Source organism: Modestobacter versicolor (genome assembly GCF_014195485.1).
Lineage (GTDB): Bacteria > Actinomycetota > Actinomycetes > Mycobacteriales > Geodermatophilaceae > Modestobacter > Modestobacter versicolor.
Window position 1 is genome coordinate 3167345 of sequence record NZ_JACIBU010000001.1, and the last position, 12315, is coordinate 3179659.

At 73.7% G+C, this 12315-nt stretch carries 8 protein-coding genes; all 8 read right to left on the reverse strand.

The annotated features are described in order from the left end of the window. Positions 1 to 60 precede the first annotated feature (60 nt). Positions 61 to 1068 (reverse strand): DUF3566 domain-containing protein, encoded by a 1008-nt coding sequence (locus tag FHX36_RS15485; protein WP_343056632.1) that lies wholly within the window; start codon positions 1066 to 1068, stop codon positions 61 to 63. A 222-nt stretch (positions 1069 to 1290) separates the two neighbouring features. Continuing rightward, positions 1291 to 3759 carry a DNA gyrase subunit A gene (gyrA, locus tag FHX36_RS15490; protein WP_110553041.1) on the reverse strand — a complete coding sequence of 823 codons (2469 nt, stop codon included), beginning with the start codon at positions 3757 to 3759 and terminating at the stop codon, positions 1291 to 1293. Positions 3760 to 3880: 121 nt separating this feature from the next. Next, positions 3881 to 5914, reverse strand: coding sequence for a DNA topoisomerase (ATP-hydrolyzing) subunit B (gene gyrB, locus FHX36_RS15495; protein ID WP_110553042.1), 2034 nt, complete (start codon positions 5912 to 5914; stop codon positions 3881 to 3883). A 267-nt stretch (positions 5915 to 6181) separates the two neighbouring features. Beyond that, positions 6182 to 7597: an APC family permease gene (locus FHX36_RS15500; protein ID WP_110553043.1), complete on the reverse strand. Its 1416-nt coding sequence runs from the start codon at positions 7595 to 7597 to the stop codon at positions 6182 to 6184. A 170-nt stretch (positions 7598 to 7767) separates the two neighbouring features. Next, entirely contained in the window at positions 7768 to 9531 is a 1764-nt protein-coding gene (locus FHX36_RS15505) for an ABC transporter ATP-binding protein (protein WP_221203782.1), read from the reverse strand. A 22-nt stretch (positions 9532 to 9553) separates the two neighbouring features. Then, the gene (locus FHX36_RS15510; protein WP_183513877.1) at positions 9554 to 10582 is read right to left on the reverse strand and encodes a hypothetical protein; all 1029 of its coding nucleotides are present in this window, start codon (positions 10580 to 10582) and stop codon (positions 9554 to 9556) included. A 35-nt stretch (positions 10583 to 10617) separates the two neighbouring features. Beyond that, the gene (locus FHX36_RS15515) at positions 10618 to 11118 is read right to left on the reverse strand and encodes a DciA family protein (protein WP_183513878.1); all 501 of its coding nucleotides are present in this window, start codon (positions 11116 to 11118) and stop codon (positions 10618 to 10620) included. Further along, on the reverse strand, positions 11111 to 12304 hold the full coding sequence (recF, locus tag FHX36_RS15520) for a DNA replication/repair protein RecF (protein WP_183513880.1): 1194 nt from the start codon (positions 12302 to 12304) through the stop codon (positions 11111 to 11113). The genes FHX36_RS15515 and recF overlap by 8 nt, the downstream gene beginning before the upstream one ends. Between the last annotated feature and the right edge of the window lie 11 nt (positions 12305 to 12315).

A 12315-nucleotide genomic window follows, 5' to 3' on the forward strand; every position in this document is an offset into this window, starting at 1 on the left:
GGCCCCGCTGCAGGGGCCCGCCGCGAGCTCGCGAGCAGTGGGGGGCAGCGGGGTCCTTCGTCAGTCGCGCTCGGCGAGGGTGACCTCGAGGCCACCGACGAGGTCCGAGCAGAGGTTGTAGACGAACGCGCTGACAGTCGACAGCGCCGTCAGCAGCACGATGTTCACCGCGCCGATGACCGCGGCGCCGCCGAGCACGATCTTGGCGTTGATGACGTCACCGGTGGTGGCCTCCTCGCCCGACGAGCTGCCCAGCTGCCCGATCAGGTCGTTGAGGGTGTCGAAGACGCCGAGCTGGCCCAGCACGCCGTAGAGGATTCCGACGGCGACCATCCACACGCAGAAGAGCGCGATGGACAGCACCAGCGAGATCTTCAGCGCCGACCAGGTGTCGATGTGCCGGAGCTGCAGGCGGGCCCGCCGCGGGCCCTTCCCGGCGCCGCGCACCTTGCCCGGGCGGGCGGCGGCGTCCGCCGCGGGGCGGGCACCGGCCGCCGTGCGGGACCCGGCCTCGGTGGCCCGGGCCGCCGCGGGGCGGGACGGCTGGTCGGCCGGGCGCGCGCCGGCCGGGGGGAGGGTGACCGCCTGGGTCTGGTCGACGGGCAGCTGGCCGGCCTCCGCCGCGCTGCTGCGCGACCCCACGGCCCGGCCGACCCCGGTGGAGGGCGGCACGGGCGGAGCGGGGCTGGTGACCGGGCGGGCGCCGTCGTCGGCCGGGCGGGACGCCGGCCGGGGGGCCGCGCCGGTGGGACCGAGGGGGGTGACCGGGTGCGCTGCCGGCGGCGCCGGGGCGGCGGCCGCCTGGGTCATCTCGGCCGGGGACGGCTCGGCAGCCTTGGTCGGGGCGGCCTTGGCCACCACCGGCTTGCCGGCGGCGGGCTGGACGTCCGCGACGTCCGCGGTCGGCTCGGCTGCTGCCCGGGACGACGAGCGCTTCCCGGCCGGCGCCGGCTCGGCCGCCGCCGGGGTGGCACCCGCTCCGGACGGCGTGCCGCGGGGGGCGGTCGCAGAACCGCTGGCCGTGGCCCCGGCGCCCGCGTCGTCCACCGGGCCGGCGGCCTCCGGCACCCCGTCGGACGTCCCGGACCCGTCACGGGTCCCGGTACGCACCGAACTGCGCGCCCGGTCGCTCATCCCAGTCTCCTGTCCCCCAGCGGCCCTCGCCGCGTCGCTGCACCCACCGGACCGCCGTCGCTCGAGGCGACGGGGGTCCGGTCACTGCCGTGATCGTCGCGCAGACCCGGGCGGGGACGGCGTCGTCCGCTGCCCTGGTCTGGCATCCGCCCCACCCTAGGCGTCGGGCTCGTCGTTGTCCGTCGTACGCGCGATAGCCACGATGGACACGTCCTCCGGCAAGTTCATGAGCTTGACGCCCATGGTGGCCCGGTCGCGGGTGTGCCGCACGCCGTTCACCGGGGTGCGGATGACGCCGCCTCCGGAGGTGATCGCGTAGAGCTCGTCGCCGAGCACGACCGCGAGCGCCCCGACCAGCGCGCCCTTGCGCGCCTTCGGGTCGGCGGTGAGCACGCCCTTGCCGCCGCGGTTCTGCTCGGGGTAGTGCTCGATGCCGGTGCGCTTGGCGTAGCCGCCCTCGGTCGCGACCAGGACGTCGACGCCCTCGGTGACGACGATCATCGACAGCAGCTGGTCGTCGTCGGAGAGCGAGATGCCGCGGACGCCCTCGGTGGCCCGGCCCATCGGGCGCAGCTGCGCGTCGTCGGCCTTGAAGCAGATCGACATCGCCTTGCGGGTGACCAGCAGCAGGTTCTGCTCGGGGCTGATCAGCGCCGCGCCCACCAGCTCGTCGTTCTCCCGCAGGTTGATGGCGATGACGCCGCCGCTGCGGGGGGAGTCGAAGTCGGTGAGCCGGGTCTTCTTCACCTGACCGCGGGCGGTGGCCAGCACCAGGTACGGCGCCACCGAGTAGTCCTTGATCTGGATGACCTGGGCGATCTTCTCGTCCGGCTGGAAGGCCAGGATGTTGGCCACGTGGGCGCCGCGCGCCGTGCGGGCCGCCTCGGGGAGCTCGTAGGCCTTGGCCCGGTAGACCCGGCCCTTGTTGGTGAAGAAGAGGATCCAGTCGTGGGTGGAGCCCACGAAGAACTGCTGGACCAGGTCGTCCTGCTTGAGCTGGGCCCCCATGACGCCCTTGCCGCCGCGCCGCTGCGACCGGTACAGGTCGGCCTTGGTGCGCTTGGCGTAGCCGGTGCGGGTGATCGTGACGACCACCTGCTCCTCGGCGATGAGGTCCTCCATCGAGACGTCACCGTCGTTGGCCACGAACTGGGTGCGCCGGTCGTCGCCGTACTTCTCGACGATCTCGGCCAGCTCGTCGTGGACGATCTGCCGCTGCCGCTCGGGGGAGTCGAGGATGGCCTGCAGCTCGGCGATGCGGGCCTCGATCTCGGCCAGCTCGTCGAGGATCCGCTGCCGCTCCAGGGCCGCGAGCCGGCGCAGCTGCAGGTCCAGGATCGCGACGGCCTGGATCTCGTCGACGTCCAGCAGCTCCATCAGCCCGGTGCGGGCGGCCTCGGCCGACTCGCTGCGGCGGATGAGCGCGATGACCTCGTCGAGGTGGTCCAGGGCCTTGGCGTAGCCGCGCAGGATGTGCGCGCGCTCCTCGGCCTTGCGCAGCCGGTAGCGGGTGCGCCGGACGATGACCTCGATCTGGTGGGTCACCCACAGCCGGATGAGCTCGTCGAGGCGCAGCGTGCGGGGCACCCCGTCGACGATCGAGAGCATGTTGCAGCCGAACGTCGTCTGCAGCTGGGTGTGCTTGTAGAGGTTGTTCAGCACGACCTTGGCGACGGCGTCGCGGCGCAGCGTGATGACCAGCCGGCGGCCGACCCGGTCGGAGGACTCGTCGGCGATCTCGCTGATGCCCTGGAGCCGGCCGTCCTTGACCGCCTCGGCGATCGACTCGGCCAGGTTGTCCGGGTTGACCTGGTAGGGCAGCTCCGTGACGACGAGCTGCACCCGGCCCCGGCTGTCCTCCTCCACGGTGACGACGGCGCGCATGCGCACCGAGCCGCGGCCGGTGCGGTAGGCGTCCTCGATGCCCTCGCGGCCGACGATCAGGCCGTGGGTCGGGAAGTCCGGGCCCTTGACCCGCTCCATGCACGCGGTGAGCGCCTCCTCGGGCTCGGCGTCCGGGTGCTCGAGCACCCAGAAGACGGCCGCGGCGACCTCGCGCAGGTTGTGCGGGGGCATGTTCGTGGCCATGCCGACGGCGATGCCGGCCGAGCCGTTGATCAGCAGGTTCGGGATGCGCGCCGGCAGGACCAGCGGCTCCTGGTTCTTGCCGTCGTAGTTGGGCTGGAAGTCGACGGTCTCCTCGTCGATGTCCCGGAGCATCTCCATGGCCAGCGGGGTGAGCCGGGCCTCGGTGTACCGCATGGCCGCGGCCGGGTCGTTGCCCGGCGAGCCGAAGTTGCCCTGGCCGTCGATCAGCGGGTAGCGCATCGACCAGGGCTGGGCCAGCCGCACGAGGGCGTCGTAGATCGACGAGTCACCGTGCGGGTGGTAGTTGCCCATGACCTCGCCGACCACGCGGGCGCACTTGACGGTGGCCCGGTCGGGGCGGAAGCCCTGGTCGAACATCGCGTACAGCACCCGGCGGTGGACCGGCTTGAGGCCGTCCCGCACGTCGGGCAGCGCGCGGCCGACGATGACCGACATCGCGTAGTCGATGTAGCTGCGCTGCATCTCCTGCTGGAGGTCGACCGGCTCGACGCGGTCGCGGCTCGGTGTCTCTGTCACGTCTGGTTCTCCACAAGTCGATGCACAGCGGTGGGTAACGGACCCCCGTGCCCCCCACCGCTCGCGAACTCGCGGCGGGCCCCGGCACGGGGGCCGCCGGGCGGGGGGCGCGGAGTCCCTCTTACACGTCGAGGAAGCGGACGTCCTTGGCGTTGCGGGTGATGAAGCTGCGGCGGGCGACGACGTCCTCGCCCATCAGGATGCTGAACAGCTCGTCGGCCGCGGCGGCGTCCTCGATGGTCACCTGCTGCAGGATCCGGGTCGCCGGGTCCATGGTCGTCTCCCACAGCTCCTTGGCGTCCATCTCGCCCAGGCCCTTGAAGCGCTGGATGGCGTCGTCCTTGAGCTTGCGGCCGTTCTCGGCCCCGAGCTTGAGGGCGCCTTCCTTCTCCTTGTCGGTGTAGACGTACTCGTCACCGATCTTGCCGCCCCACTTGATCTTGTACAGCGGGGGCATGGCCAGGTAGACGTAGCCGCCTTCGACCAGCGGGCGCATGAAGCGGAACAGCAGCGTGAGCAGCAGCGTGCGGATGTGCTGGCCGTCGACGTCGGCGTCGGCCATCAGCACGATCTTGTGGTACCGGAGCTTGGTGACGTCGAACTCGTCGTGGATGCCGGTGCCGAAGGCGGTGATCATCGACTGGACCTCGGTGTTCTTGAGGACCCGGTCGATGCGCGCCTTCTCGACGTTGATGATCTTGCCGCGGATCGGCAGGATCGCCTGGAACATCGAGTCGCGGCCGGACTTGGCCGAACCGCCGGCCGAGTCGCCCTCGACGATGTAGACCTCGGAGTTGCGCGGGTCGGTCGAACGGCAGTCGGCCAGCTTGCCCGGCAGGCCGCTCACCGACAGCAGGTTCTTGCGGGCCAGCTTGCGAGCGTCCTGCGCGGCACGGCGGGCGCGGGCGGCGGAGGCGGCCTTGGTGATGATGGTCTTGGCCTCGGCCGGGTTGGCCTCGAACCAGTGCCCGATCTGGTCGTTGCAGACCTTCTGCACGAAGCCCTTGACCTCGGTGTTGCCGAGCTTGGTCTTCGTCTGGCCCTCGAACTGCGGGTCGCCCAGCTTCACCGAGATGATGGCCGCCAGGCCCTCCCGGATGTCGTCGCCGGTGAGCTTCTCGTCCTTCTCCTTGAGCAGCTTCTTGTCGACCGCGTACTTGTTCACGATCGAGGTCAGCGCGGCCCGGAAGCCCTCCTCGTGCGTGCCGCCCTCGTGGGTGTTGATGATGTTGGCGAAGGTGTGCACCGACTCGGAGTAGGCGTCGGACCACTGCATCGCGACCTCGACCGACATGGCGGTGTCGTTCTTGCCGACGCCGTCGGCGCTGAAGCCGATGACCGAGCGGTGGATCGCGGTCTTGCGGCGGTTCAGGTAGGTGACGTAGTCGACCAGGCCCTGCTCGTACCGGTAGGTGACCTCGGTGGGCTCGAACGCCTCGTCCTCGTGGCCCGCGGTCGGCGCCGCCTCGGCCAGCGACGCCTCGTCGCCCAGGCCGGTCTCGGCCTTGCTCTGCCCGGGGCGCTCGTCGCGCAGGATGATGGTCAGGCCCTTGTTGAGGAAGGCCATCTCCTGCAGCCGGCGGTTGATCGTGTCGAACGAGTAGTGCGTCGTCTCGAAGATGCCGCCGTCGGCCCAGAAGGTGATCGACGTGCCGCGCTTGTCGGTGGTGCCGACCTGCTCGAGCGGGCCGGGCTTGGCCTCGTTGTACGTCTGGTGCCACTCGTTGCCGTTGAGCCAGATCGTGACGTCGAGCCGGGTGGACAGCGCGTTCACCACGGTGACGCCGACGCCGTGCAGACCGCCGGAGACGCCGTAGCTCTTGCCGTCGAACTTCCCGCCCGCGTGCAGGACGGTCATGATCACCTCGACGGTGGGCCGCTTCTGCACCGGGTGCATGTCGACCGGGATGCCACGGCCGTTGTCCTCGACCCGGACGCCGCCATCGGCCAGCAGGGTCACCTTGACGGTGTCGCAGTAGCCGGCCAGCGCCTCGTCGACGGCGTTGTCCACGACCTCCCACACCATGTGGTGCAGGCCGCGCTCGCCAGTGGAGCCGATGTACATGCCGGGGCGCTTGCGCACCGCCTCGAGGCCCTCGAGGACGGTGATGGAACTGCCGGAGTAGGCGTTCTCGGTCTGGGGCGCAGCGACCACGTGGGGCCCTTCTCTTGCGCAGCCGGCGAGCCGGGCGACCACGTCGACGACAGCGTCGACCGGCGCAGGACGGCTCTCAGGGGGCTGCTGGCGGTGTGTCCCCTCCAGAGTACCGGGTCCGTACAGCCTGGGGCCGCCGTCCACGCCCTGACGCGGCGCGAGAGCCCCTCCCGGCACACGCGCCACCACCCGTGTTGCCCCCCGGGTCGACACGCCGTCCTCGGGCCGCTGACGGTGGCCCCGTCCAGGGGGCGAGGGGGCCCTCCGTCAGTTGACCGGGCCGCCCGAGGTGAAGCGCTCCGGGTCGAGCGCCGGGACGCCGGGACCGGTCCGCCGGTTCACCAGCACCGTGACCACCCACAGCAGGACGCCGATCGCCAGCAGGATGCCCGCGATGCGGTACTGCTCGGAGGGCCGGCCGGCCCACGGCGTGGCGAGGAACGCGCAGGCCAGCGCCCCGACCACCGGCAGCACCGTGGGGGTGCGGAAGTGGTCGGCGTCGACGGGGTCGCGGCGCAGCACCAGCACCGCGGCGTTCACGACGGTGAAGACCAACAGCAGCAGGAGCGCGGTCGTGCCGCCGAGTGCGGGGACCGCGCCGACGAAGGTGATCAGCCCGAAGGCCAGCGCGGTGGTGAACAGGATCGCCGTCGTCGGGGTGCGCCGCTTCGGGTGCACCCGGCCCAGCAGCGGCGGCAGCACGTGCTGGTTGCTCATGCCGTAGACCAGCCGGCTGGCCATCAGCATGTTGATCAGCGCCGAGTTGGCGACGGCGAACATGGTGATGACGCCGAACAGGCCGATCGGGAAGCCGGGGGCGCCGGCCTCGACCACCTGGAGCAGCGGGGTGTCGCCCTGGCTGAGCGCGTCGGCGGGCACCAGCGCGATCGCCGAGATGGACACGAGCACGTAGATGAGGCCGGTGGCCAGCAGCCCGGCCAGCAGCACCTTGGGGAAGATCCGCCGCGGCTCCTTGCACTCCTCGGCCATGTTGACCGAGTCCTCGAAGCCGACCATCGCGAAGAACGCCAGGCCGGTGGCGGCGATGACCCCGCCGACCAGCGAGCGCTCACCGGTCTCGAACTCCGTCACCCGGGAGAAGTCGCCCTCCCCGCCGCCCAGCGCCCAGACGCCGACCCCGATGACGATCAGCAGGCCGGTGAGCTCGACGCAGGTGAGCACCACGTTGGCCTTGACGCTCTCGCCGACGCCGCGGTGGTTGACCAGCGCGACCAGGGCCATGAAGCCCAGCGCGATCAGCGTGATGCCGATGCCCTCGGAGAAGCCGAGGCCGAGCACCTCCGCGGCGTTGGCGCTGAACGCCCGGGCCGCGGTGGACGCCGAGGTGATGCCCGAGCTCATCACGGTGAAGGCGACCAGGAACGTGACGAAGTGGATGCCGAAGGCCTTGTGCGTGTACAGCGCCGCGCCCGCGGCCTGCGGGTACTTGGTGACCAGCTCCAGGTAGCTGAACGCCGTCACCAGGGCCACCAGGAAGGCGACCAGGAAGGGCAGCCAGACGACGCCGCCGACCTGCGCGGCCACCTGGCCGGTCAGCGCGTAGATGCCGGTGCCCAGGATGTCGCCGACGATGAAGAGCAGCAGCAGCCCCGGGCCCATCACCCGCTTGAGGCTCGGCTGGCCGGTGCTGGACTCCTCGTCGGTGCGCACGCTCTCGGCCATCGCACTGCCTCCCGGGTCTGTGGTGGCAGTGATCGTGCTGCGTCCGGGTCCGGCTGTCGACCTGAGTGACGACCACGTTCCACGTGGAACGCCGGCACGTGACGGTCTGGAACGGCGCCGCTGCAGGGGCCCGCCGCGAGCCTGCGAGCGGTGGGGGGCAGCGGGGTCCTTCAGACCAGCAGCTGGGCGGTGGCGAGCTCGCGGTACAGCGGGTCGGTGTCGACCAGCTCGGCGTGGGTGCCGACCGCGACGACCCGGCCGCCGTCCAGCACCACGATCTGGTCGCTGTCGATCACGGTGGACAGCCGGTGCGCGACGACCAGCAGCGCCCGGTCGGCGGCGGCCGCGGCCAGGGTGTCGCGCAGCAGCTGCTCGTTGCGGGCGTCGAGGCTGGCGGTCGGCTCGTCGAGCAGCAGCAGCGCGGGGCGGGACAGCAGCGACCGGGCGATGGCCAGCCGCTGCCGCTCCCCGCCGGACAGCAGCACGCCGTCGTCGCCGACGGGGACGTCGAGCCCCAGCGGCGAGCGCGCGACGACCGCGGTGAGCCCGACGTCGGCCAGCGCCTGCCACAGCTGGGCGTCGTCGGCGTCCGGGGTGGCCAGCAGCAGGTTCTCCCGCACGGTGCCGGCGAGCACCGGTGCCTCCTGCTCGACGTAGCCCATCCGGGCCCGCAGCGCCGCCCGCGGCAGCTCACGCACGTCGGTGCCGGCCCAGCGGACGGCGCCCGACGTCAGCGGGTAGAAGCCCTCCACCAGGGCGAGCACGGTCGACTTCCCGGCTCCCGACGGGCCGACCAGCGCGGTGCGGCTGCCGGCCGGCACGGTGAAGGAGACCCCGTCCAGCACCGGTGTGCCGTCCGGGTAGCCGAACCCGACGCCGTCCAGCTCGAGCAGCGGCACCGGGTCGCCGGCCCGCGGCACCCGCAGCACCGCGCCGGCGGCGGGGCGCTCGGCGACCTCGTCGTGCTCGGGGTCGAGGGCCAGCACCTCCTGCACCCGGGCCAGCGCACCGAGCCCGGTCTGCAGCTGGGTGTAGGAGCCGATCACCTGCCCCAGCGGCATGACCAGCAGGAACAGGTACAGGATGAACGAGACCAGGTCGGCGACGGCGATCGAGCCGGTGGCGACCCGGTAGCCGCCCAGCCCGAGGACGGCGAGGAACGCGCCCTGCACGGCGATCGAGCCGGCGGGGGAGACCAGCGCCTCCAGCCGGGCGACCTGCACGCCGGCGCGGTACGCGCGGTCGGCGCTCACGCCGACCGTCTCGACCTCGCGCGCGGTGGCACCGCTGGCCCGGATGGTGCGCACCGCCGACAGCGCCCGCTCCACCGCGGCGCTCATCGCACCGACCTGCTCCTGGGCCTGCCGGGACAGCCCGCGCACCCGGCGGGCGGCCAGCACCGCCGTCGTCACGCCCACGCTCACCGCCGCCACGGTGACCAGCAGCAGCCAGACGTCGACCAGGGCCATCGCCACCAGCGCCCCGACGCCGACGACCAGCGAGCCGGCCAGGTCGACCACCCCGCTGGTGACCGTGGCGCGCAGCAGGGTGGTGTCCGAGCCGACCCGGGACATCAGGTCCCCGGTCCGCCGCCGGTCGTACTCGGCGACCGGCAGCCGGAGCAGCCGGTCGGTGAGCAGCCGGCGGGTGCTGAGCACCACGCCCTCCGCCGTCCGCTGGAGCAGGTACTGCTGGCCGGCGCCGAGGAACGCGCCGGCGACCAGGACGACGACGAGCAGCAGCACCCCGGGCAGGACGGCCCCACCGGAGCCCACCGCGCCGATCACCCGGCCCACGAGCGCGGGCTGCGCCAGCGCGGCGGCGGCGGAGACCAGGGAGAGGAGCGCGGCCGCGGCGAGCGCCCGGCGGTGCGGGCGCAGCAGCGGCAGCAGCTCCCGCAGCCCCGCCGACGGCGCCTCGGCCTCGGTGCTCAGGACGTGCCTGCCCGGCGGCCGGTCAGGGCGCCGCGGCCAGCGCGGCGACCACCCCGGCCAGCAGCCGGGCGTGGTGCTCGACCAGCTGCGGCCGGTTGCCGTCGGGCCGGATCGCGGCGACGAAGCCCGCGGCCGACCACAGCTCGTCGCCGTCGTCGGTGCCCAGCAGCGACTGGCGGACCACCGGGTCCTCGACCAGCCGGCGCACCTGCGGTCCGTCCTCGGCGGCCAGCAGCACCCAGCGGCGGTCGAACTCCGGGTCCGGGCTCGGGATCTGCAGCAGCCCGCCGGTGCCGTGCCGCCACATCCGCGCCGGGGAGAGCCGGAAGCCGGGCACCGCCCCGAGCACCGGGGCGGCGGTGATCGCGTGCGTGCTGAGCCAGGAGCGGCCCATCGGGGAGGCGACGTCGAAGGCGACCAGCTCCAGGCCGTTGCCGCGGCCGCGCATCACCCGGCTCGGGCGGTCCTCCTTGCCCGGCCGGACCGGTGCGCTCTGCAGCAGCGGCAGCAGCGCCTCGTCCTCGGGGGCCGTGCCGTCCGACAGCACCCAGCCGACCTGCTGCGCCCAGGCCTGGGTGGAGAACGGGTCGGCCGGCGGGACGGCGATCGTCTCGTGCTCCGGCCGGATCCCGCTCCAGTCGACCGACGACTGCGACGTCGTCGGCCGCTGCTGCGGGGGCTGCTCGCCGGGCTGCTGCTCGGGACCGGCCGGCGGGCGGGAGCCGAAGAGGCCGCCCAGCCCGCGCCGCGGCGGCGCCGCCTGCTCCGGCGGGACGTCGGACTGGCGCTGCTCGGCGACCGGCGGCTGCCACGGCGCCGGGGCCTGCGCAGCGGGCGGGGCCGGCCGCTCGGGCTCCACGGCCGGCAGGTCCCAGCCCGGCGGTTGCCAGGCGTCCGGGGTGCTCGCCCCGGCCGCCGGGGGTCCGGCCGGCGGGTCGGCCGGCGGGGTGTCGCTGCCGCCGCCCAGGTGGGCCGGCTCCTGCCAGCCCGACTGCCCGTCGGCCCGGCCGTCGTCGAAGCCGTCTCCGTCGCGGTCGCGCGGGGTGCTCATCGCCCGGTGCTCCTCATCGTCCTGTCGCTGCTCGGTCAGCCGTAGGTGTCGCGCGGTCCGCGGCCGCGGACCGTGCGCGGGCCCTTCTTCCAGCTGGGGGCCGTCGGACCGACAACGCGCAGCTTGGTCACGACGTCCCCGCCCACCCCGGCGCGCAGCCGGCCCAGGATGCTCGGTGCCAGCAGCCGCAGCTGGGTGGCCCAGGCCGTGGACTCGGCGACGACCAGCAGCTCGCCCTCGTTGAGCGACTCCGGCCGGCAGTGCGCGGCGATGTCCGGGCCGACCAGGGTGTCCCAGCGGCCGAAGACCGCGCCCACCTTGGTCCGCGCCGTCCAGTCCTGCTGGGTGACCAGGGCGTCGACCAGCGACCCGAACAGCTGCGGGTCGTCGGCGCCGGGGCCCGGCCCGGTCCAGCGGCGGCGCGGGCCGGCGACCCGGCGCCGGGTGGGCTGCGGCCGGGCAGCCGACGCGGCCCGGGCGGCCTCCAGCGCCGCTCGGGCGATGTCCGAGGGTCGAGCCGGCCGTTCCTCAGCCACCGTCCACCTCCGTGCTCCCGTCGTCCCCGTCGCCGCCGTCGCGGGGCAGGACCGCCAGCGTCCCAGCTGCGACCTGCACGCGGGTGCCGCGCAACGCCGCGGGGACGTCCTCAGCGACGGCGGCGGTGATCAGGGTCTGCTCGGCGCTGCCGGCGACCTCGGCCAGCGCCGAGCGGCGGCCGGCGTCCAGCTCGGCGAAGACGTCGTCCAGCACCAGGATCGGGTCGTCGCCCTCGTTGCGGAGCAGCGCGAAGCAGGCCAGCTTCACCGCGAGGGCGAACGACCACGACTCCCCGTGGCTGGCGTAGCCCTTGGCCGGGGCCGGCCCCAGGTGCAGCACGAGGTCGTCGCGGTGCGGGCCGACCAGGGTGATCCCGCGGTCGACCTCGTCCTTGCGCCGCTCGGCGACCCGGTCGCGCAGCGCGGCGGCCAGCTCGGCCGCACCGGGCAGCGGCCGGGCCGGGTCGATCGGCGCGCCGTCACCGGCCAGCGGCACCGTCGAGCTGTAGCCGAGCGCCGCCCGGTCCGCGCCGGGGCCGGCGACCGAGGCGTAGGAGTCCGCGACGTAGGGCGCGAGGTCGGCGACCAGCCGCAGCCGGGCCTCGAGCAGCTGCCCGCCGAGCTCGGTGAGGTGGCCGTCCCAGACGTCCAGCGTGGCCAGCGCGTTGCCGCGGGCCAGCTTCGCCGTCTTGAGCAGGGCGTTGCGCTGCTTGAGCACCCGGTCGTAGTCGCTGCGCACCCCGGCCAGCCGCGGCGTGCGGCTGACCAGCAGGTCGTCGAGGAACCGCCGGCGCTCGGCCGGGTCGCCGCGCACCAGGGCGAGGTCCTCGGGGGCGAAGAGCACGGTCTTCACCAGCCCGAGCAGCTCGCGCGGCCGGGTCAGCGGCGCCCGGTTCACCCGCACCCGGTTGGCCCGGCCGGGGTTGATCTCCACCTCGACGAGCAGCTCGCGCTCGTCCTTGCGCAGCGCGGCCCGCACCACGGCCTGGGTCGCGCCGTGGCGCACCAGCGGGGCGTCCGCGGAGACCCGGTGGCTGCCCAGCGTGGCAAGGTAGCCGACCGCCTCGACCAGGTTGGTCTTGCCCTGCCCGTTGCGGCCGACCAGCACCGTCGGGCCGGGCGTCAGCGCCAGGTCGGCCAGCTCCCAGCTGCGGAACTGGCCGACCTGCAGGTGCCGGAGGTACACCGCTCAGCGCG

Excerpts from the sequence above, each read along its gene's own strand:
- FHX36_RS15500 (WP_110553043.1), bottom strand. The coding sequence starts at position 7,597 with ATGGCCGAGAGCGTGCGCACCGACGAGGAGTCCAGCACCGGCCAGCCG.
- FHX36_RS15510 (WP_183513877.1), bottom strand. The coding sequence starts at position 10,582 with ATGAGCACCCCGCGCGACCGCGACGGAGACGGCTTCGACGACGGCCGG.